Origin of the sequence: Algoriphagus sp. Y33 (assembly GCF_014838715.1) — a bacterium.
In the GTDB taxonomy this organism is placed as follows: Bacteria; Bacteroidota; Bacteroidia; order Cytophagales; family Cyclobacteriaceae; genus Algoriphagus.
On sequence record NZ_CP061947.1, the window covers coordinates 891,182 to 914,544 of the forward strand.

The window sequence follows — 23,363 nt, forward strand, 5'->3', positions numbered from 1 at the left end:
GCTCTATTGCTTATTTTTTTGGTGTAATTTCAGGAGTGGGTCTTCGTCATTTTCTTCGATGGCCTTCTTTTCTGCTTCTGTGAATACAGCAGGGAGTTGATCAATGAGCATTTTTTGCTTTCTGCTTTTTAGTTTGTCCCAGGCTACCTTTTGAAATGCGTCTGTAAAGAAGGACCGCGTGGCCGAATGCAGGTTAACTGAACCAACGCCTTCTCCGTCAGCCTGAATGGATGCGGCTGCTGCGAGCGTATTTTTCTGTTTGACCTGGTTGACTATGGATCTTAGATAGTCTGCCCTCCAGTTGAACATCCCCTGGGCAAATGATGCATCTGAAAGTGCCAACAATCTCCCTATTTGCCAGGCGGCACTGTAGGCATGATTGAAAATACCTGTGTCGGGATCGTAGTGCATGGCGTGGTCTGAGTAGATGTATGGGCCGTAGTTGCCATTGTCCCGAAGTTGCGATGATTCACGTTTTGTAGGTGATGGTACCAGCGGGCCCCGGTACCATGAAGTGGCATTTTCTCCAACCCGCATCTGGTTTTGAAGTGCCACATAGCCGATATCCAAAGCTTCTTTTGCCATTGCGTTTTGTTCGGTTGCCTTGTCAATTGACAGTTGGATCAATGATGTGCCTCCGTTGCCAGGCTGACAGAGGGCTTCCATCATATTGAGAAATTCCCGGTCAAACTTGGCTGCTGTGAATTCCCAGCTTCCCAGATGAACCAGCCTGATCTTGGTATAGCTCCCCGTGGTGCCGGCACCATTAAGGTGATTTTGATGACCCTCGAAGGATACCAGCAAGGCCATGTTTCTCTGACCTGTGCCCGGTACCCTGTTAGCGATACATAAGGAAAAGCAACCATCTGCGTCCATATTCAGAATCACTTTTCCATCCGTATTTACTGCACGTGCGTGAGACAAATATTTTAACTCCTCCAGCTTGGGAGCAATGGCTTGAAAGTACTTCAGGTCTATATCAACCACGGTAACTTTATCAGTATCGTTTCCTTCGAAATCATTGCCCAGATCTGGAGGGAGGATCCCATCTCCCGGATTGACGAGTTGCCCGGTAGTGACCGTATGCGGGGTGCTTATTTTACGGGTACTGCTGGTTTCCAGGTATTCAGCTTCGTATAGAGTCAGCAAGCCCATCCAGGGAGTATCTTCGTCTTGGGTGGTGTCCGTGGGGTTAATAGCTCTGGACCAGGGTAAGCTAAAGTCGTTAAATACAATATTGGGGAGGAAGTTTGCATAATTTCCCTCCTGGTTTGCCGGTGGAAACAGAGAGTGAATGTTATTGGGCTTCAAAACAAACCTGGGACCGTCTATGATAAGCTTTTTGGTAGCGTCATACTCCGGGTCGTCACCCGAATCCACTACATTTTGGATCGTTTGTTTTGCGGTAAGTGTATACTCATCCGTTTTAAGAGGTGGCTGTATGGAGTCAAAAAACTGAATGTCTCCAGCACCAACTGTTCCTGGATTGGTAATGATACTATTGCTCATCAATTTGTTGTTTTTGAATTAATTTAACACTGGTCGTTTTGTGAGATGAATCGCCAAAATCAATTCCGCCCTGTGCGATGGAAAGTTTATGGATCAATTCATTTTTTTCTGCGCTGTCTTTACCCAAAGCATACATGCCCAGCACTTCTACCTCCTGATCGATCAGAGAGATCATCACCCCATAGTAAGTTTCAGCCTTGGTAGGGGCATCGAATAATAAAAGCGTATTTTCCTTGTAGGCCTGGACAGTAGTGGGTTTGAACTCTCCGGTTTTGACCGGCACTTCATCCGCAGCAATAGCCACCCTGATTGATCCGGTATCTGCTTTCCCTTTCAGCATTACGCCAAACACCTGGCTTTGCCTTGGGAAAACCGACTGGATCCATCCCTTTCTGGTTGTATTTCCCGAAGTTTTTACAAGGTTTTGATCCACCAGATCGCTGGCTTTTACATGGCCGATCTGACCCGTTTTGGGTTTTATTTGTCTGCTGTTTTGTACACGTACCAAACATCCGTCAGCAAGGAACCATCCGCCGTTGATCTTGGAAAGGTGGGTGTTGATTTGCCAGCCGAGTGCCGCCTCAGGATTGGTTTCAAATCCCTGGACAACGATCTGGCCCGTTTCGGCAGGAAGCCCAAAAGTTTCAGATCCGCTGAAATGGTTAAAACCCAGCAGGCTGCCATATTCATCAAAACTCGCGATAAGGCTTGGCATCTCTCCCTGTAGCTTCAGGTCAAGTGGCAGTTTAGGGTCAGTCTTCCATACCAGTGTGGTACCATCATACAGCGTTTTGCTTTGGGTGCTGCCAAAGTCCGCAAGTGAGGTCAGGTAGCTTACACTGGCAATTTTATGGGTGGTTTTCCATTGTCCTTTAGCCTTTCTGGCCAGTTTGGGAACGTGAACGGCTTCAGGAGTATCCTTGCTTATGGTCTTATAGGTTTGCAGTTGTGCTATTAGTTGAGGCTCTCGGATACAAGCCGGTTCGGCGGCCAGGGACCGGGGTGCACGTTGGAGTAGGGTAGTCTTGCCTGGCTCCACTTCACCATTGTTCTGATAGATCCCTATTCTGGCGAGTACCGGGAAGTCTTGCAGTATAAGGTTGGCCGATGAAGCCATTACTGATAGGTTAGGGTTTAGCGGGGCGTTGATGGCAGAGGCCTGTAGCGCACGGTAAATGTCATTCCGGGTATTAATCACCGTCACATCCATGATGGACTGCCTGATGATGGTAAAGGCCTTTTGCTGGTCCTCAGCAGGATAAAGTGCTGCTGGCGGATAGTTAGGGGTAAAATCATAGGACAATCGCCTGACGTCACCGACTACATAAGCCAGGTTTTCCAGCGGAAACTCAGGCACAACCCCTGAATACACATATTGGCTGGCATCCAGTTCCAGTCCGAACAGCACATTGGGAATAAGCATGGTATTGGGATCAGGGGCAATTTCCCGGTTCAACTCTGATCGCGACCACAAGGCCGACGGGGCTCCGTTGTTGCTTGCCGAAAGGCTTATATTCCGGGCTTTAAGGTTTATTGCTTTTCCTGAATTGTCGGTTAAAGTAATGGTCATCAGAGAGAGCAATTGATCTTCTTTTCCCATTGGCCTTACACCTACCTGGCTACTGCCCTGCAAGGAAGTATCTGAGTTGGTAACCGTCACCGTGCTGCTTGGAACCGCTGATTCAACGGTGAGCCTCCAGGGTATAGGATTTATTACCCATTCATTCTTACCTGTGCCTTCTTCACCATCGTTACTGTCCTGCTCCAGGCCTGTTTGCGCCGTCCACTTGACCACCTGCTGGTTATCGCTCTGCTGAGCGTTTTCATCAGCGAGCATCACCATTCTGGCGTTTGACTGGACGGGGGTTACTGAGGAAGATGTGGGGGCTGGAAGGAACGATGCTTCAAAAGCAGACCAGTCCAGGCTTGCCGTACCCGGATGGTTTTCCTGATTGCCGATCGGAATGGAGAAACTGATCACGTACCAGTCTACTTCCACTTTGCCATACACCGGCGGGCCTTGTAGCTCAAGCGTACAACCCAGCTTAGCCACCAGCCGAACGGAAACACCCGCAATGGTGGTCTGGAAGCCGGCATAGACCGTTACACCGATGCCGACATTGAAATAGAAAGGTTCCCATTCGATGAGGAAGTTGGCATAGGCATCCAACCCCGCAATGAGAGGGCCCGCATCAAAGGCAATTTTCAGATAACCTCCCGACATGATGGCCGTAGGGCAGATGGCAAAGTACGCGCCACCGGTAATGGATACTTTCCCTACAGAGAAATCCAGCTTCCAGTTGATCCCCAGACGAGGCACGTCCGGATAGTAAACAGGCTTATTGAATGCGGGGTGATACCCCCCTAAGGTGACCACAAAATCTCCTGCGTGGATCATTCCCCCATCTTCAAGCGGGATATCTTTAAACCATAAGTAGAAGGCAAAACCTCCCGTTAATTTAACATCCTTGGCCAGCACAAATGAATTTGGGGTCAACTGAGCTTCGGCAGAAACATATCCCGCTGCCGGACTGATGGTGACTTTGATGGCCAGCTCCATATAGGCCAGGGCCAGGTTGGGACCAACTTTGGGAGGAAGTGTAGCCGTAGAGACTCCCAGTAGGTTGAATTCAAAGTCTTTGCCAAAGCTAAGGAAAAGCAGGGCTGTAGTTTCTAACAACTGAAAGGAGGAGAACTTAAGGCCGGCGGCAAACCAGTATTGACCTACTTGGGGACGAATGACATCATTCAGTTTAATCAGAGCATCCATAGGATTCTCTCCTTCCGTAAAGGAACCTTCCGCTACCCCTTTGACCAATGGGAAGTTGGCGACGTTTTCAATACTTGGAATATCGAGGCTTCTATTATAGGCAAATCCTGCAGCAATACCTTCAATGAAAAATGCGGGAATACCTCCCAGTGGTGCATTAAGGACTCCGAAAATGAACATGGAAGTTGAGGCATCTCCATTTTGCATCTTTATTTGAGCATAAGACCCTAAAGCCCCCAAAGAGAATTTTTTTGCGGAGAGGATGGCCACGCCGGTATATTCGACAATACCATCTGATTCACTTTTCAGGAAGCCGGCGTTGATGGTGATACCACCCGTGTAATCTACGGCAAACCCATCCAGATCGATCGTGTATTTGCTCCAATCGGTAGGCGCTGTGACTGGCATGCCCACACGCAGACCTTGAAGTGCCGCTTTGAACCCGGCCAGCTCAAAGCTTCCCGAACTGATAAAGTCAAGCAATGGTGGCGTTTTTTCTCCTTCCCATCCCAGGCCAATGTTTTCAATATACAGTGGACCGAAACTTCTTTGTACAGGGATGACCACCTCATGACCGTTGCCGGTGTTGCTGCGCAGGTTTACCCAAAGTTTATCGATGTAGCCAACATCAACTGAGAACCGGGGATCAGTTGTTTTATTGTCATTGTCGGATTCACCTGATCCAAGCACGTTTTTGGCGATCGGGTTATTTCCGCCTCCTTCAGAAATGGTTTTCGGAGATAGGGAAAGTCCCATTTCATCCATGGTCAGACCCGCCCCGAATTGCATCTTGATGGGCTGGTCTCCCTGAAATTGCAGGTCGAACAAGGCACGCGGATCTACAGCACCCAGTTTAAAGCGGCTCAGATCCACAATGGGTTGCCCGTTTTTACCGATGATGTCGAAGCCTACATTGTTTAATACCAGGTTAAAATGGGTAAAGTCTACGGAGTAAGAATCATTTCCGTTTTTGGCAATAGGAACATAAAAACCAATTCCTCTGTCTCCAAATTCCGGCGTACCGTTTACACTGTTGCTGATCCAATCGGTATTTTTTCCTCCCAATTGGAAAACAAGGTTAGGGATGGCAGCAATGGAGAGGTTTGGTGCTTGTATAAGCAAACCATAGTAGCCTTCCACCTTGGTTTTGGGGCCGATAATGATTTTTCCCTCTTCACTGAAAGTGAGCAACGTCCATTGCTCTTTGAGCAGCGTAAACAGGAAGTTTCCTAAAAATTCCGTAGGGGTTAGTTTAGCCAGGTTATCGAATGAATTGAGGACGTATACTCCGTCGGTATCTTCTACCAGTTGAGTGGCTTCGAGGAGCAATACTGGGCTAATCGTGGAGGATTTGATCAGGGGAGCCTCCAACCATGCCTTGACCTGATCCTGATTAAGCACCAGGAGAGAAACATAGCGCGGCAGTACATCTTTGATCACGCTGAGTACCCAGGAAGAAACCTTGTCGCCGACATTACCGCCTCCAAAGAAGTTTGGCAGCAGCTCTACATTCAGGGAAGAGTGGGTTGCCAGGTTGTTTGGATCTGCAAGCGGATCGAAGCCGAAATCAAATTGTCCGTTGCTGAAATTGATACTCAGGCCCGGACCATTCAGGTTTTCGATGGGCACGACCATGTCCAGCCCAAAAGAGATGTCAAAATGGCCCTGATCCAGATTGTAGCTCACACCGGTTGGAGCAATCTCCATTTTAAGCAATTTCATATCAGGCAGCTCTGCCCCGGCCCATAAGCCAATCGAGTTGGTAGCGTCCAGCCCGGCAAGTAGCTTAAAGGGCAGTTTGGCACTTGGTATGTACTGGATCTGCCCGCCTATCACAGTTAGAGCGTCCGCCGGTAAGGCCAGTTTGAGCAGGTCTGCTATCGCGGTAGCCGTGTCGTTGGCATTTGCTGTTGAAAAACGTTCTTTGACCCATGTAAAGGCCACTTTTTCCAATTTTTCAAGTAATTCATCCCCGCTCATACCCTCACTTAATGCCTGTGAAAAGGCACTGACAATAGTGTTGACCAGATCTTTTACATCCGTTTTGGTCGCGAAGCCGTCCATGGCAGCAAAGAACTTGCCTGCATCGGTCGTATCGGCTGGATACTTGATTAGCAGGTAGTTCATTAATTTGGGCACCACATCATTGATCACTACTGCCGCTCCGGTAGCCAGGGCTTGTCCAGCCAGCGTGCCCCATCCCTGGAATGGCAATAACTGTACCCCTAGGCCGGTGGGTTGAGCAGGAGTGCCTTGTGAAATGCTGAACTGAAATTCTTTATCATAAGCCACATGGGTGAAAAATCCATCCTGAAGTGACGGGATCGTAGCCTCAAGGTCTAACCCTCCGGAAAAGGCGGGCTGATAGCTTTCGTTGAGGCTTACACCAAAATTCAGGTTCTTGATGGCTGCCTGATCACTAACAATAGAGATGGTGTCTACTCCAAAACTGAAAGTAGCCAGGTTGTTTTCTCCGTTCATGCCTACTTTGAATCCGTAAGGCAGGCCGGTCAGTTCCATCCCCTTGCCCGGGGTAGGTGTCACCTGTATATCGTTATAGTTAACCTCAGGCAGATTACCCAGCAGGGCGATCAGTTTAGATACATTGAAATTACCATTGGTGCCCAGTACTTCGTCTGAGAGTATCCAGCCCAATGGATCGGATAAAATACCCATGAGCGACGGCATGCGCCAGATACCATCTTCATCTTTGCCAATGCCCAGGCCTTCGAAGATTTTTTGTACGAATTCATATTTGCCAAGCAGTTCCTCTTCGAATATTGCGTTGAGGAGGATATTCAGTGTGTAGGCCGGGGCCAGTTCCGACACTTGGTCAACGAAAGTCGATGAATTAAAAGGATATATGTCCAGCGGGCTGGCAGCCGGTTTCAGTCCATCACCCCAAATAAGCTGCACAGCAAATGCGGGAGTTTGTAAGGCACCATTGTTCATGCGAAGACCCAGGGATGAAGCCAGCGTCAACCCAACCTTGGGTATATAAATATCTCCGGTGAAGGTGAGGGTTTCATCACTGATGTTGAGCTGCAGGTTACCATACAGGTTTACAAATTCTCCAAGAGCGATGGCATTTTCAGGCAGAATGCTTAAAGAAATGACCCCGTTTGCCGTGGCACTGAAAGTGAGCGGGCCATAGTTCGCCGGCGGTAAGTTGGAAGCTATTTGAGCGGCCAGGTTTCTTACGGCATTGGCGTCGGTAAAAAAGTTCTCAAATCTGGAGGTAAGCCCCTGAACAGGGTTGGTAAATACTTGGAGCACCGCCTCCGGCAGAAGCGGGTAGCCCTGATTTGCAGGTCCACAGATATTCAGTGCAGAGAGGAACTGCAATGCAGGCTCAGGAAGGGAAGGGATGGTAATGCCGGTAACTTCCTGTAAGAAATTAAACAGTTCTTTTCTGTGGGCTGGGTCTAACAGCAGAGATTGGAACTGGTTTTTTAAATAAGTGTCAGGATTGGCCAGTAAGGCATTCCAGCCACTGGTATTGATGCCGTAGGGTGCCTGATCATTGGCCCGGGGCAGCGTAAGGCCAATTAATTGTAAAAGACTATAGGTGGTTTGAAATCCGCTGTTGCCGGTTACCGCTTCCACGTTTGTAGCAGCCTGCAGAGCACCATTGAGCAAGGCCAGAAAGGAAGATTGCAGGTTTGATGCAAAGCTGTCGCTCAGGAACTGTTCCAGTGTGACCAGGTCAGCCTGAAAGTCTGTGCCGAGCTGCGCATTGACCAAAGTAACTACCGGCTGAACTTTTACCTCGCCATTGTCTAATGACAGGGTCAGGCCCAGCATAATTTTATCAATACTACCTATGCTTCCAAGATCAACCAATTTGGCATTGGGATTGGAAAGTGTGCTGATGAAATTCAGTGAGGGAACATCATCAATAAATTCCAATTTCTGATTTTGAATGGAGTATTCGACCAGATTTAGCCTTTGTTCCAAATTAAAAGCTATTTCTGCAGTGCCTGAACCGGGATAGTTGAATTTGTCCTGACGACCAAATCCGAGCCCAAGGTTTTGTTTGTCCGTGTTATACCAAACCGGTAAGTTGAAGCCAAACGGTATGGGGGTGATCCAGGGATCGTTGAATGTGCCGCTTCCGGAAATGGCCGGGGCATCTTCGGTTCCGGACATGGTATAGGCGAGCAAACCAAGCACACTTTTACCTTTAGCGTCCGTATTAAAAAGCTGGTCTATCTGTTTGTTAAAGTCAGCCCACGGGTCGTCGAAGCTGGTAAAAGGATAAAGTTCAAAGCCTGACCAGGACAAACCGTTTTTCGGGAATGCCGGTGCGGTGGACAGGTCTTTGACCAGGCCCATTGCACCGGCTACGAAGAGGCCCGCTTTGGACTGGGTCCGTACGAGCATGGTGCCCAATGCTGAAACCAGGAAAGGGCCAAAGGTCGATGCACTTTGCTTCACCAGATCCTCTAGAGTTGACTGGTCATCAAAATTCAGGTCGGTCCCCAGAGCGGTAGGGGTTCCATCTACCACCAGTGCTGGTTCCTTTATCAGCATAGACCATGACCAGCCACCGTTTTGGTTCCAGGTGGCTGATAGCTGAGCCGTGTCTGTCTTTACCTGCATGCCACCTACCGCTGGCGTTTCAAAACCTTTGGGCAGGGTGAGTCGTGCGGCTACACCGGAGAGCCAATTGGCCGTGGTATGGCTCAGATTACCGTCCTTTGGTAGCCGGATGGTGGCGGCATCCAGGGACAGAGAGGCTACAATGTCAGTGCCTTTCACCGTAAGTTCCGGGGCAAGTTCGAGGCCTAGATTCAGGTTGATATAATCAGTCGTGCTCTCCTGAAAACAAAACAGGTAAGCCGGTAAGGTTTGATCTTTAACGGAGATCCCGGCTTTCCAGGGGTCTTGCTGAGTTCCTGAACCGGTGATGCTGATCGGTAAGGAGTCCGTAGAGGCTTGCAGAAGTTGGGCAAAGGATTCTACTACATAATAGAAAGCTTCTTTTCCGGAGACCTGCTGCCGGTAGGAAAGTACGTTGGAGTAATAGCTGGCCCAGGCACCAATCGGGTTGGTGATGGACTTCTCCATGCCTGTGGGAGAGAAGGGAGGTACGAGGCTTTCCGGCCAATTGGCCCCTGCTGAAGAAGGGGATTGTAAACCAATTAAAGCCCCGATACTATCAGAAAGTTTTTTGTTGTCCGTGCCGAAATCCAGGAGGCTTTGCAGGCCTTCGCTAAGGGCAGCGGCGCCTGCATCGGCCAGTTGGCCGGGCGAGAGCAGGTTCAGTGTGTCGTAATGCGTACTTCCGATGCTTACTGCATTAAGGCCAAACCAGGGCATCATACTGGAGTCTGACCCCAGCGACATGCCTCCTTCCAGGGAGCCAATGGAATATTCCTTGTTTTCGAGGTTAAATTCAGCCAGAGGTTGAGCTTCTATTTTGTTATTGAGGCTGAACTTTGCGGTAAAATTGATGGAAGGAGAGAGCCCAATGGCGTCTCCCGTAATCTGAAACCTTGCCAGTTCGCTCTCGACCTGCATGGTAAAAACTATGCCGGAGGTACCAAATTCGATAGGTGATCCTGAAAAGGCCATGCCGGGGTACAGTACGCGGGTGCTTTCCCCAACCACCTCAGTTCCCATGGCGAGGCTTAAGGTACCAATGCTGCTCACATCCAGTAGAGAGATCAGGAAAGGGGAGGTGCGTGACCCGTTACCGGAGACATTTACCTCTTTTTTAAGGAATCCTGAAAGACAGGAAAGCCAGGTTTTTAGTGTGTTGTTGTCAGCGGCAATGGTATTGAACCAGTTCAGGAAAATGGTTTCTGCATTATTGTCTTTGGCGGCATTGAACAACTCATACCATTTCAGTATCGGGAGTGTGGCATTTGGGGCGCCTTCAACCTTGGGTACCTGCGAGCTTAAACCAAAAAGGGGGGGGAAGTACTGAATGTTTCCGCTGAGTTCAGGGAATACTTTGCTTAGCCCACCTACAAAAAGGCTGGAGGCCGTATTCATGATCTTTTCAGCAGTGATAGCTTCCAGGTCAGACAGTGACCGGTTGGACGGTTTGTCTTCACCGGCCAACTGCAGGCCAATAATTTCCACTCCTAGCTCAAACGGCGGTTTTCCGGCTATTTCTTTTGCCAGGTCAATATTGGCATTGACTTTAACGCCGTTGAACTGAATGCCATTGATATCTATAAGTGGAGAAGAGGGATCCGGGCCATTGACTGCTGCTCCGAAAACGATCGGGAAGCCTTCTGTTACAAAGGTCATTTTTACCGGGTCATTGCTATCCTCTGCATCAATAGCAACGAAAGGGATCAGCCCCCACACTGCGGACTGCAATGTTGGCGGACTACCAAATTCCCAGGCATGATAGACTCCTACACCTATGACGGTACTGCTTCCTGATTGATAGGTTACTGCATATACACCCGTATTTACATCTTTGCCATCCTTTTGGTATTTGATAGGAAACCAGTTGCCTAAAAGGCTGGGGTTTTGAACGGGTATGCCGAAAGAATTTCCTCCTATTTTCCCTAGAAGTTCTTCAAACAAGGTGTTAAATTCTGCCGGATTCTTAACAATTCCCGCTTTTGTGTTCACATACGGGTTATTGAACCATTCAGGAATTAATGAGTAGGAATCATCTTCATTTTTTTTAAGAAGCCCGGTAAGCACTCCCAGACTACCAAGTATTGGATCCAGACCTGAAAAGCTTGAGTCCGGTGATTGAAGAACAGTTACATCTTCTTCAAAGGAGGAGGTTGATAGCATTACCACGTGGTGTCAGTTTATTTGGTGTAAGTATCATAATGAGATGTCGGTTAAATAGCCCTGCTAGGGTCAAGTAAACTTAGGTATGCACTCAGTGAGTGACTGGTGTCTCCGGGTACTTTTAATGTGCCGTTAAGAACAACGATGCTATCCACGGGATTGAACAGCGGAAGACTACTCAGTGCCGTGGCAATTTTGTCCTGTGGGCGAAGAACCTGATAACTAACGGTCCCAAGCTTGGCATTAAAGGTGAAGGAAAAGGCCGTTCCTGCCCAATAATTAGCTCCAAAGGTATAAATACCCTTTATGGGGGGAGGTTCAGTCTGGTTAAAGGTCAGATCTGCGGCTGCCATGTTAGCCAGTACGCCGCCAAAACCATGTCCTGTCAGGTATAATTTTTTGTCGCTGTATTTTGCGACCTGGGTTTTTATTTGATCCGCGAGGGTGGTGCCACTGTTGTTGGGGTCCTTGTAGTAAACATTATTGGCTCCGGTTGCTACCGTTTGCCCATAAGGAGTGCTGGCTGTACTTGTGGCAGCGTCCCACGAAAGAAACTCCTCGAATGTAACAGAGCCCCTAAAAGCAATGACCACACAGTTTGGGTTGGTAAATACTCCAGCTATAAGGCTTCCTGCATAATCAATGGTTTCAACCAGTACATATGGTGAGGTGCCTGGGAAGCCCGTGGTGTTGGGTTGCATAGCTTGCTGATAGATCATGGCCGTCATTTTTCCGAGTGAGAATGCCAATGCCTGGCTAAACCCGGAAGACGGATTGGGAATAGAAGTGGGCGAAGCGGTAAAAGTCTGCGGCGTTCCCCCTAAAGCCTTCAGATAAAAAACAGAGTCTCTGACTTCCCATGGTGTAAAATATAGCTGAGGAACGGGGGCTGTCGCCGGAACTGAAGCACCTAAGGGAGCAAAGTCCGATGCTGAGCCGGAAGGCTCACTCGGAAACAGGTCAACAGGTAATGCGGCAGACCCCGCCGTTACCAGATATGCTTCGCTTACCCGCTGATTATAGAGACTTTGAAAGTCCTTGGTGCCGATATTTCCGGAACTAAAGGCATACGATGGAGGCTGGGAAGTGAACGGTATGTTTTGGTTAGCAGGTCCTTTTTGACCGGGCCGGAAGTCTAGGGCTACAATTTGCGCTAACGGGCCTCCAAGGCCCATTCCGGTGATGTACAATGGTTTTCCGGCTACTCCGGTGTTATTTAAATAGGACAGGCTATCCCAGGCCGGAGATCTCAGATAATTGTAAGCCACGGCATACAAGCTAAGGATAGTAGAATTTCCCTGCGGATCGCCCATCACACTTGTAGGCAGCATTTGTTTGTTTTGCGGGGTAAAACCAAAGTGGTACTCACCGAGCAAGTTGGACCAGGGCAAACCTACGGCCATGCAGGCGATCACATCGCTCCCTACATTGCCGTAAGCCAGCAGGATCTGAATATTACCAACCGTGGGCGCTGAAACTGACTGGGTGGTCAGGGTCTTCCAGGTGTCGGGTAAATGTGGTGAATTGGTAGTCAGCTCCGGGTTGGCAGCTTCTCCTGCCAGTTGCACCAGGGTTTGTTGGAGTAGGTTGATATCCATGATAGGGTCACGGGTTTTTCTTTGTTAAAACTTTTATTCCGGGATTTCCATTGTTCCCGGGAGTTCCGGGACCCATACTGTTTCCGTTAGCCCCACCCGGGCCTGGTCCGCCTCCGGCTGCTTTTGAGTTGGCTCCTCCTGTTCCTCCTGTTCCTCCTTTTCCGCCATTTCCCGGATCACCCCCAACTCCGGAACGGCTGTCGAGATTGAAAAGAGCGAGATTAGGGGTGGTGTTGTAATAGATATAGATATCACCTCCATTGCCTCCGTGGCCTCCATCTCCCGGGCTTCCTCCATCCTTACCATCACCACCCCGGCCGCCTAACGCAGGGGTGGTGCAATGCTTCTCAAACCAGGATTCGTCAGGGTTATTTCCTGCGTCACCACCATTACCACCAGTACCCCCAGTACCGCCGGTACCCCCGTTACCCCCGTTTCCGGCGGTACTCAAAATGTAAAGTACGCGCTGTAGTTCAAATTCATCCGATGTCAGCGTAAAGGTGGGCGCCGAAGGGGCATTTCCACCTGAAGTGGCTGGAGTTCCACATGTTCCATCTGTTCCATCTTTTCCCGATGTGGCACATTCGCTTTTGCTAAACCATCCTCCTTCTTTTCCGTCATCTCCCGGGTCACCATCCTCTCCGTTATCTCCCGGGTCACCATTTTTTCCATTCACCCCATTTTTGGGTGTAGAGTTATCCTCCCCGGGCTCTAAAATCAGAATGGTGGGAGGAGTTTGCCCCTCGTCTGTTGTGACGGATTGAGGTGGTTGTTCTTCTTTCATGGATGTTTTGATTATGATTTTGGGAGGACGTTTACAATAGGGGCGGCACCTGGATCGCCTGGATTTCCCGGGTTGCCGGGGTTACCGTTCGTAGATCCGGTTCCCTGTTTGCCAGCGGCTCCACCTGCGCCGCCAGAGGTTTGATTGGTGACAACATCCCAACTTGCGTTGTTATTCTGGCGGTAGTAGAGATATACCTGACCACCATTGCCGCCTTTACCACCATCACGACCATTACCACCATTACCGCCGACACCTGGAGGTCCATTTTGAGCTGCCGCACAGGCGTTACTATCTTTGCTGGCATTTGGATCAACTCCTGCGTCTCCTCCGGGGCCACCATTTCCTCCATTTCCTCCATCACCTCCTGCCTGACCGTCCTGAGCGCCTACCACAATGGTGATATGACCCTCCAGTACGTCTACCACATTGGTGAAAATAGGGCCGTGCTGTCCCGATTGTCCGGGCGTGCCGTCAGTGGCATCGCCACCGGGAAGCCCTGGTTTACCATCGGTGGGTGGTTGGTCACACTTCCATGTGCAATCACCTCCGTCATAGTGACTTGAACCATTGGTTCCTGCTGTCCCTTTGTCAGTAGGAGTTGTCCCGTCGTGGCCATTGTTTGCCTTTGCCGGGCTAATAGGGTCTTTTACCGTACAGGTTATAGTGCTATCTGTTGCCATAGTTTTTAATGTTAATAAGTTTAGCTTTGTTGAATAAATACTTGACAGTTCATAGACGCATCTCCCAATACCAGTATTTCTCCGCCTGGCTCAACGGTAAGTACCCCGTAATTGGCTACTGTTCCGGCATGTAACTCCAGTACCTCTCCAGTTTTCACAGTGTAGTCTGGCTCAGAGTAAGCAGCCAGGGTCGTAGGAAACAAAGTGTTGTTTATTAAAGCTTTATCGCTTTCACTGATCTTGCTTGGGTTGCCATGGATATAGGCATGGGCAATTCTTTTCAGGTGATGAATCTGATCACTGCTTAGATCTCTTCTTTTTTGGTTAGCCTCCAGATTGAGTGGCGCAGGATAAGTGATATGACTATCGTTTTCATCATCAGATGCACCGATCGCCGCTTTGAGGGCATCAATGTGACCTATAGAAATCAACTTGTGGGGTGTAGTGGTTTTAGCCGGATCTTTTGATAAAACCCTTTTTTTGCTGTTTGCTGATTTTATAAAGCCTTCCGTTGAAAGGGTGGCGGTATGCTCTCCTGCCTGGAATCCCAAACGAGCTGCAAAAGCTTCAAAATTTTGTTGCTGTTCTTTTGATAGTGACATGATCTTAAAAGGTTAAATGGATGGTTTAATGATATGTATGAAATTGATTACCAATTATTTAATCGATATAAACTAATTAATTGGTTAATTGGGCACGCAGTTGGCTTTTTAACATCATGGATATACAGTTAAATTACTCACCACGTCAAAAATTGAATGTCGGAGTCCCCTCCTAAAACCTGATTTCAGGAATAGGCAAGAACTTGGCTTTTTTAAAATAGGTGGGTCTAAACCGGTTTATAAGGCTTACCTATGGGAGTATTGAAATCCCGGTTTGAAGTTCAGAATCAGCCTGTTTGCCAGTTTTGAGAACATGTTTTGCGATTCGCACAAAGTTCACCCATAAACAGCGGATGTTTGTAAATACCCGTTACTACTCAGGTTGTTTTCCTTAACGCTGAGTCATTTTTTTCATGGGCGTCTGCCATTGATTTTACCGCCGCCAGGTTAATTGACGGAAATAGTCGACCTGTCATCGCTTCCTGTATCCGGAGCATTGATCAGGGCTTTAGGTTCATCAATAGTATTGACGGTTATCATCTTCGGGGGTCCCGATGATTTTGCCGGGTCCTTGGAAAGTCTTACCCTTCCCTCTGTAGCTTTTTTTCCTAATGGGAAGGAAGACAGCGTTCCGGACTTAAATCCAAGCCTTTTATTGAAAGCTTCAAAATTCTGTTGTTGTTCTTTTGATAAGGACATTGCATTAAAAGATTTTAGGTTAATTGAAAAATTTCTGAATCTAAAAAATTGGAAACCAATTTCTAATTTTAATAATCACTATAATTATAATAAAATTTAAATAGCAATGCAAATGTTTAATTAAAAATTATCGTCCTTACCGGAAATATTGCGGATATTCTTAATTTTTTCTCTATAAGTAAGATAGCTGTTTCATTAAATTGGTAGTAGAATCATTAATTTTGTTGAGATGGAAATTCATGTTGTAGTGGCTGGAAATGATGGAGATCTATCGTTCGAAGCTTATGCCCGTATCTCTGAACTATTAACCAATCAAATGAGAGAAAAAGTGAAGAGCTTTCATTCTTTAATGGATTCTCAGGCTTTCATGATTGGGAAGTACCTAATTGTTCACTCGTTAAAGAGATTTGGATATAGTGATTTTCGTCTCGATTCTATTAGATTTAATGATAATGGCAGGCCATATCTACCAGGTTCGAATGTTGATTTTAATCTATCTCACGCAGGAAACTATGTTGTTTGCGCTTCTGCGCTAAATGTGAGAATAGGGATTGATATTGAAAAAGTTTGTCCGCTGAATCTTAATGATTTTTCAAAGGTTTTCACGGAAAATGAACTAGAAGCATTTGATAATGCAAATGATACTGATGCGGAATTAATAGCTCATTGGACAATGAAAGAGGCTGTAATTAAAGCTGATGGTCGCGGTTTTTCTATTTCGCCAATGGAAATAGCTCTGAACAATTCAAAATTGGCCTACCTGCATTCACAAAAATGGTTCATTCAACATATCCCTTTTGACCCTAAGTATTTTGTTCATATAGCATGTGATCAAATGATAAAGCCAGAGAATATTTATATTGAAAAAATTTGTATATAAACAGCGTTTTTAATTTAACATTTAGTAAAATTAAAATAAGGAGGTTTCTTATTTTTAATTAACTGATTTCGGAACTGAATGCACTTACCTTTTGCCTGACGATAATGTGATAGGGTTTATTATAGAAACCAATGAGGAAGTGCTTTCCAATACAACAAATTGGAGTGATTGGCATATATAAAAATCAAAGGAGACTCGGGAGCAAAATTCTCAGTTAATTTAGGTTTAGAGTGGTTATCCTAATTCTGTCAGCACTTTTTCGAGCAGCTTTTTGGTTGCTTTTATCCCCTGTTCATTTGGCAGGTAGCTGTGGTCTCCGCCTAAATCTCTCATGAGGCCTCCTTCGTATTCAATTCCAACATATCCACCCGACCATCCGGAAGCCTTGATTAATTCAAACATTTTGAAAAAATCAGTATCCAAGTCATTGCCTTCCGCATCAAACCGGTGTGTCTTTGCGCTTACTCCTTTTGAATACGGCATCATCTTTTTTACTCCCTCATATCGGTCGTATTCACGAAGGCAGGTAGTGTTGATCAGACTTTTTAGATCAGCTCCGTCTGGTTTGCTTCGTTCCAGGCAGAAATTCCCAAAATCAGGCAAAAGCCCTTTAAATGAAGAAGGTACCTGGGAAAGAATCCCAATCAACCAGTCAGGATCTGTAGAGTACCCAAAATGGTTTTCGACAATAACATGGATTTCAGCTTTTTCCGCATATTCCAAAAGGGAATTGTACCCATCCGCGGCCGCTTTGGCGACTTCTTCCGGGGTTCCTTCTTCTGCTTTTCCCGTTAAGGCTGCCATTGTATCCCCTAAATTGACACGGATGGCACTGCATTCCAGGTACTTTGCTGCATCAACCCAGCTATAATGTCCTTCCACTGCTTTTTTTCTTGCAGCAGTGTCCAGTGAGGCAATGTTTTCTGCATCTACCATAATCAGGTGGTTTTTTGCTCCCAAATCATTACAGATGCTCTTCAATTCTTTCATGAAAACAGGGTCTAGATGCTTGTTGTTAAAGAATCCGGATACGTATTCCAACGTGTTGACCCCAAATTCATTCACTGCCCGCTGGGGGAAATCAAGCATGGTCATTTTTCCGGAAAATAATTCGGAAGCGAATGAAAACTGGGCAAGGGATAGTTCGAATGTAAACTTGCGTTGATCTAGACTTCCTGCAGTCAACAAATTGGGAAAAATACCGGCAAGGCCACAGCTACCGGCTGCAAGACCCATCCTATTGATAAAATCCCGTCTCGATAATTCCATAGTTTGATAATTTTGATTGAAAATAATTTTTATTCGAAAGTCACAGAGAAGGGCACAAACAAGGCGCCTTTGGATTGGTCGTTTCTAAATATAAAATACAGGTCATGTATTCCCTGCCTGGCTGGTATGGGGACCCGGTAGGAAGGTGGCTCTGAGTTTCCTGTAAGCAAATCAGGATCGCTGGATGGTTTTATAAATTCAGTTTGACCTAATAATGGTCCTTCGGGACTCCCTGTTCGGACTTCGATGACTCCTCCTTGAGAATTTAACTGTTCAACAGGTGCGGCAACCTGAAGGGAAATTGCCTGAATAGCTGTAAGATCAATTTCTCTGAATCCTGCAAATGTATCAGGGGAGGTGACAATCAACAGGTTGGTCTCACCCATTTTAAATTTCATGATTGTAGGAGATACTTCATCTGCATTACCTAGCAAAAGCTTAGGGCTTCTCAAGACAATAGCAGCGGCTCGGGTGATGGAGGGTACTCCATTGTAACCCTTATCGGTGTAGCTAGCGCTTAGTTTAAATACGGTAAGATCGGATTTTAACCCATCGGAGTTATTGGGTATTAGCTCTCCTCTGGTCGGGAGTAGTTTCGGCTCTTCCGTTTTTTCCGCCAAGCTTAGTATGTAACGTACCATTTGATTTGCATCCCCTTCACTTAGTGCAGGGTGAGGTGACATCGGGATTTCTCCCCAAATTCCTGCCCCGCCCTTTATGATTTTTTCTGAAAGTTTTTTAGAAGCTTCCGGATCAGATTTGTACTTGGTGGCAACATCCAGATAGGATGGACCGACTGATTTTTTATCGGTCATATGGCAGGCATTGCAGTCACTTTTGTCTATCAAAACCCTGCCTGAAAGTACTTCTTGCGGACTATGCGGATTGGCTCCGGCAGCATGCGTACCGGCTGATGATTCTCCGTTGTTGTGAAATCCACTTTTTACCAGAACTAGTTCTTCGGCGATTTGATTGGTTTTGAGTGACCCGTCCTCTTGGTCATATACCTCAACTTCGTAAGTGATTTTTTTTCCCGGAAAGAAGAAGGTTTGGTTTCCTTCCAGCAATCTTAATGTGACGATTGGGGGTTCATTTCCGGCTGTTAGATTCAATTCTTGACTCGATTGCAATCCCTTTGAATCCGTTACTGTGAGTTTTGCACGGTATTTTCCGGGATCATTAAACTGAAATGTTGGGTTAGGGTCTTCCAAAAGGGCTAAAGTCTCTCCGTGTGGTGAGTAGATTTCCCAGGAATATTCCAGGGAGTCCTGATCATAATCCAGTGTCCCTTTCGATGAAAAATTTACGTTGGATGGGACAGCTCCCGCATACTTGTCAGCAGAGGCCACTACTATTGGTTTGCGATTTCCGTCATTATATTCAATTTTGACCAGTTTAGCCTCGGGATTTGCCATAAACCAACCTTGGCCATATTCCAAAAGATAAAGATCTCCCTGTGGGCCAAATGCCATGTCAATGGGATGCTCCAGTTCGAGATTTGGGAGGAAAGGCTCCATTCGGATATAATTTCCCTGTTCATTTAAGGTGACTGCCATGATCCAATCTCTCATCCATTCATAAATGAACCATTTGCCCTCATAGTAGGAAGGAAAGAGCCGCTTGGCTTTCTTAAAATCAGATTCATGAAATACCGGGCCTGCCATGGCCGTTCTGCCACCACTACCGAGTAAAGGAAAACGAAGCGATTCTCCGGCGGAATAAAAGATCATTGCCTTTTGAGCCGGAGGAAGATCAATCATTCCGCTATTATTGGGAGAATTGTTACGTGGATGTTCTGGGTCAAATTGTTCACCAGATAGATTAGTGGCAAAGTTGAAATCCCAAAAAGCTTTGTTGTTTCCTACAAAATAAGGCCATCCAAAGTTACCTGCAGCCTTTGCCTGGTTAAACTCATCTTCAGCTGCGGGTCCAAGGCCGATGGAGTCTTGTCCTGCATCCGGTCCTACATCCCCCCAATACAGGAAACCTGTCTTTTTGTCCACGGAGATCCGGTATGGATTACGATGTCCCATCGTATAGATCTCCGGTTTTGTCCCCGGGGTGCCCTGTGGAAACAGGTTGCCCTTCGGAATCGTATAGGTTCCGTCTGCTTCAGGGTGTATTCTCAGGATTTTTCCGCGCAGATCATTGGTGTTTGCGGCAGTACCCTGTGCGTCAAAAGCTGATCTTTCTTCTCTTTCGTCAATAGGCGTATAGCCTGCCGATTCTCTCGGGCTTGTATTGTCCCCCGTTGAGAGATATAGATTTCCATCTGAATCCCAATCAATCGATCCGCCTGTGTGGCAACAATGATCCCTTTGAGTAGGGATTTCAAGCAGGATTTTAACAGATGTTAGATCCAGTTTGTCATCCTTCATGGTATACCTTGCCAGTATGTTTTTTGGATCTTTTCCCGCAGGGGAATAATAAAGGTAAACCCAGGGATGAACATTGAAATCAGGATGGATCCCAAGACCCAGCAATCCGTCCTCAGCCTCCTGTGGACTGCCTCCCGGTTCCGGATTATAGGTTGTGCTTACTGCTATTTTTCCTATTTGATCGATTTTTTGATTAATGGGATTGTACAGCTTTACCAATCCGTGTCTTTCAATAAAAATTACGCGGTCATCCGGAAGAATTGCCAATTCCAAAGGTTCATTCAACTGATCTGCCAAAACAACCTTTTGAAACCTGTTTTCTTCCGGCACTTGTGCAATTGCCTGTATGCTGAGGAAAAGGAACACCAGGATTTTGACTATTTTTCCCATGCGAAGTGTGGTTAAAGGGGCAATGAAGTTGTTTTGTTTGTGTTATTTTTACACAATAAAGAGAAAAAATATTAATGTGTAAAATTTACGCATTAATATTTTTTGATAAATCTTATAAATTAAGTAAAGAATGTTGGGATTAGTGTTTGATTCTATTTTAAAGGAAGTGTCCATTGACTTTGTGATTGTGGGTTTTCAGGCAAATAGACTGAAAGTGTTGTTGTTAAAATGGAAGGGTACGGAGAAGTGGAGTCTGCCGGGTGGCAGAATTTATGTAGGTGAACCCATCAGTGTAGCAGCTGTCCGCACGCTGGAGGAAAGAACAGGGCTGAAGAATGTGTTCTTGAGGCAGTTCAATACTTTCGGAAATACCCAACGGTACGTATACTATTCCAAAGAGGAAACCTTGGAATATGTTAAACAGGCTATTGGAGAGGATATTTTACAGCTTCAAAACCTGCCTCGAACTGTTTCTGTTGGCTATTACGCATTAGTGGATATAGAAAAGGTAGTTGCAAAACCTGATTTTTACACCGATGAGTGTAGTTGGTGGGATGTGGCAGATGTCCCAAAATTGCTGTTTGATCATAATGAAATGATAGAGGTGGCACTTCAAACCTTAAGAAGAGAGATTCGCCATCAGCCGGTTGGAAATCTGCTGCCGGAAAAATTTACCATGAATGAATTGCAAAATCTATTTCAGGGTATCCTGAATACCGAGTTGGATAGGCGTAATTTCCACAAAATGATGACCGGATACGATTTTCTGATCAAATTGGAGGAAAAACGGGTGGGGGGGGCCAACAGAGCGCCACATTTATACCGTTTTGATTACAAAAAGTATTACGAGGCACTTAACGGAGGGGTCTCTTTCTGAAGTTATGCGGAAATTTCAGGGTACCGGAATTGATGTATCAGGGATCTTCCGCTTATTTCAGGGGCGGATATGGATAAGTCGCAGGGGGCTGGCCGGGTAAAATTGTTTGACTCCGGCACCGTAACCCTGTAAACGGATGTATTTTCTAACCAACCCCAAAAATTCAATTACACACTTTTCGGAATAATGTCCGGTTTTTCGCAGTGGAATTTGTTTTCCTTAGGATGTCTGTTAGCAGCTTACAGCTATCACTTATCTTGACAGGGAAAGCTATAAACCATATCTTTTATGACATAGAACGGCTTGCATTATTAGTTTTCCTAAACTAAGTTAGACAGGAAAAAACAAGTGCAATTGTCGTGGATTCAGTATTTACAAGTTCAAAATGCAAGAGCGCGCTAAAGTAATGACCACAAGTTTCTAACCAAATGGAGGTAGAAGCCTTCGGAATCATGCCGTATTTCTGATATTTTTAAGATGACCATGACACTGCCGGAAAAAATAATCACTGCCCGCCGCACCCTCGGCCTTACACAGGAGGAACTCGCTCTACGTGCACAGCTCTCCGTACGTACTATTCAGCGAATCGAGAACGGGCAAAGTATTCCGCGAATGTACACCTTGCGTGCCATCGCCAAAGCACTCAACGTTCCTTATGATGAAATCGATTCGACACCACCCGACAACGTTTCGGGCACAATGGATCAATCAGATACTACCCACTTTCTACGGATTCTGTGCCTGTCCTACTTTAGCTACCTGGTGATCCCTTATGTCCATTTCTTGATAGCTCAAAACATGTTACGCAAAGAAAAAAGACTCAATGGGCCAGCGTTGTCGTTTGCCCGTGGCATGGTGAGGACGCAAATCCGGTGGGTTGTCCTCTTTCACACTGGGCTTTTGGTAACACTTGCAATGAATTTCTTTCTCCAAAAATACGGTAACGGTACGATCATCGTGAATTACTTGTGGGTCGTCTTCGTGGCATACATCATGAACTTCCTTACTATCACCGGCTATTTTTTTCGTATCAAAGCTGTTACTGGCTTAAAAATGGGGATTTGACGTCTAAACGACGTGTGAATGTCGGATGAAATCTGCCACGTAACCCGCTACTTTTGAGGACTTGCCAAAACACGTATGCAAAATTCCCTATCCCGAATTATCCAGATCGCTTTATGGGTAATGACACCAAATTTGGTCTCTGCCCAACAAATGCCTACACTTCCACCAAACCAACTTCAGTTCGATTTCACGGATAAAACCATAGAGTTCCTATGGTTAAGTGACACCCTGCAAACCAGGTTTGAACCCTATGCTGCCATGTTGATCCCTATCGAATTAAAAGACTGCCCAAAACTTTTCTATATGCAGTTCGATCTCGGAGCGCCGAACTCCGTCCTTTATCACGACAAAGTCCTTCAGATTCGGGAGGAATATCCACAGGCAATTGTTTCCGGAGACACGGTGGTGCTCACCGATTTCCAGTTTAGACTCGGCGAAATTGATGTTCTCGCCAAGGAAATCAACCTGATCGAACACGGGAAATCCCAGATCAACTGGAAAGATAATACTAGTATGACAGTGATCGGTACTATCGGTGCAGACCTCATTGACGGACGTGTTGCCGTAATTGATTATCCGGCGATGGAGCTTTTTATAGGAAAAGAAATTCCGGCAAACCTGAGACCACAACTCATACTGACCGACATGATCTTCGAACGTCGAAGTGTGCTGCTACCTGCACAACTGGGAGATAAGAATCTCATGATTTTTTTTGATACGGGATCCAGTGCCTATGAACTTCTAACCGACCGGGAAACCGCTGAAGTCCTTTCTTGCGATACGCTGGTAGAGCAAAACGAAGTCACTTCTTGGGATCGTAAACTTATAGCCAATACCGTTCGTACCTCGGGCACTATCGAATTTGCCGGACAAGCACTTCCCTTAAAGCATGTGACATACATGGAAGGGGTTAGCGATGCACAGGCCATACAGATGAAACGTATAGGTATTGGTGGAATGACAGGTAACAAGTTGTTTATAAACAGCATCTTGGTACTTGATACCCGGAACAAGAAATTCGGACTGATAGTCCTTCCTCTCCCTGAATAAGAAGGAGCTAAGCGTAGTAGTATGCAAGAATCGTCCGTAAGATA

Annotated in this window: 13 protein-coding genes; 4 read left to right on the forward strand and 9 right to left on the reverse strand. The window is 46.5% G+C overall.

All coding sequences use genetic code 11. The features are described from left to right. Window positions 1-3: 3 nt before the first annotated feature. The 7 genes from ID165_RS03695 to ID165_RS03725 all read right to left on the reverse strand — a co-directional run bounded on the left by ID165_RS03695 (window position 4) and on the right by ID165_RS03725 (window position 15,410). Entirely contained in the window at window positions 4-1,509 is a 1,506-nt protein-coding gene (locus tag ID165_RS03695) for a hypothetical protein (RefSeq protein WP_192349044.1), read from the reverse strand. After that, window positions 1,499-11,044 (reverse strand): DUF6603 domain-containing protein, encoded by a 9,546-nt coding sequence (locus tag ID165_RS03700; RefSeq protein WP_192349045.1) that lies wholly within the window; start codon window positions 11,042-11,044, stop codon window positions 1,499-1,501. Before ID165_RS03700 ends, ID165_RS03695 begins: the two co-directional genes overlap by 11 nt. Window positions 11,045-11,094: 50 nt before the next feature. Further along, window positions 11,095-12,642 (reverse strand): hypothetical protein, encoded by a 1,548-nt coding sequence (locus ID165_RS03705; RefSeq protein ID WP_192349046.1) that lies wholly within the window; start codon window positions 12,640-12,642, stop codon window positions 11,095-11,097. Window positions 12,643-12,649: 7 nt separating this feature from the next. Continuing rightward, on the reverse strand, window positions 12,650-13,426 hold the full coding sequence (locus tag ID165_RS26870) for a hypothetical protein (RefSeq protein ID WP_192349047.1): 777 nt from the start codon (window positions 13,424-13,426) through the stop codon (window positions 12,650-12,652). 11 nt (window positions 13,427-13,437) lie between these two features. Then, window positions 13,438-14,109, reverse strand: coding sequence for a hypothetical protein (locus ID165_RS03715; protein ID WP_192349048.1), 672 nt, complete (start codon window positions 14,107-14,109; stop codon window positions 13,438-13,440). A 20-nt stretch (window positions 14,110-14,129) separates the two neighbouring features. Beyond that, window positions 14,130-14,711 carry a hypothetical protein gene (locus ID165_RS03720; RefSeq protein WP_192349049.1) on the reverse strand — a complete coding sequence of 194 codons (582 nt, stop codon included), beginning with the start codon at window positions 14,709-14,711 and terminating at the stop codon, window positions 14,130-14,132. Between the two features lie 447 nt (window positions 14,712-15,158). Further along, on the reverse strand, window positions 15,159-15,410 hold the full coding sequence (locus ID165_RS03725) for a hypothetical protein (RefSeq protein WP_192349050.1): 252 nt from the start codon (window positions 15,408-15,410) through the stop codon (window positions 15,159-15,161). A gap of 229 nt (window positions 15,411-15,639) precedes the next feature. Between ID165_RS03725 and ID165_RS03730 the strand changes: the two genes are divergently transcribed. Further along, window positions 15,640-16,290, forward strand: a complete 651-nt coding sequence (locus ID165_RS03730; protein WP_192349051.1) for a 4'-phosphopantetheinyl transferase superfamily protein — start codon at window positions 15,640-15,642, stop codon at window positions 16,288-16,290. Between the two features lie 234 nt (window positions 16,291-16,524). On the opposite strand, the gene ID165_RS03735 is transcribed toward ID165_RS03730, so the two are convergent. Together ID165_RS03735 and ID165_RS03740 are read right to left on the reverse strand one after the other, a co-directional pair. Further along, window positions 16,525-17,559 carry a sugar phosphate isomerase/epimerase gene (locus ID165_RS03735; RefSeq protein WP_192349052.1) on the reverse strand — a complete coding sequence of 345 codons (1,035 nt, stop codon included), beginning with the start codon at window positions 17,557-17,559 and terminating at the stop codon, window positions 16,525-16,527. A gap of 29 nt (window positions 17,560-17,588) precedes the next feature. Then, on the reverse strand, window positions 17,589-20,327 hold the full coding sequence (locus ID165_RS03740) for a PQQ-dependent sugar dehydrogenase (protein ID WP_192349053.1): 2,739 nt from the start codon (window positions 20,325-20,327) through the stop codon (window positions 17,589-17,591). A 130-nt stretch (window positions 20,328-20,457) separates the two neighbouring features. Here ID165_RS03740 and ID165_RS03745 point away from each other — a divergent pair, with 130 nt between their 5' ends. The 3 genes from ID165_RS03745 (at window position 20,458) to ID165_RS03755 (ending at window position 23,319) form a co-directional block, all read left to right on the forward strand. Further along, window positions 20,458-21,204 carry an NUDIX domain-containing protein gene (locus ID165_RS03745; RefSeq protein ID WP_192349054.1) on the forward strand — a complete coding sequence of 249 codons (747 nt, stop codon included), beginning with the start codon at window positions 20,458-20,460 and terminating at the stop codon, window positions 21,202-21,204. A gap of 477 nt (window positions 21,205-21,681) precedes the next feature. Then, entirely contained in the window at window positions 21,682-22,269 is a 588-nt protein-coding gene (locus tag ID165_RS03750; RefSeq protein WP_225586970.1) for a helix-turn-helix transcriptional regulator, read from the forward strand. Between the two features lie 75 nt (window positions 22,270-22,344). Continuing rightward, complete coding sequence (locus ID165_RS03755; RefSeq protein ID WP_192349055.1) at window positions 22,345-23,319, forward strand: hypothetical protein; 975 nt, start codon at window positions 22,345-22,347, stop codon at window positions 23,317-23,319. Window positions 23,320-23,363 lie beyond the last annotated feature (44 nt).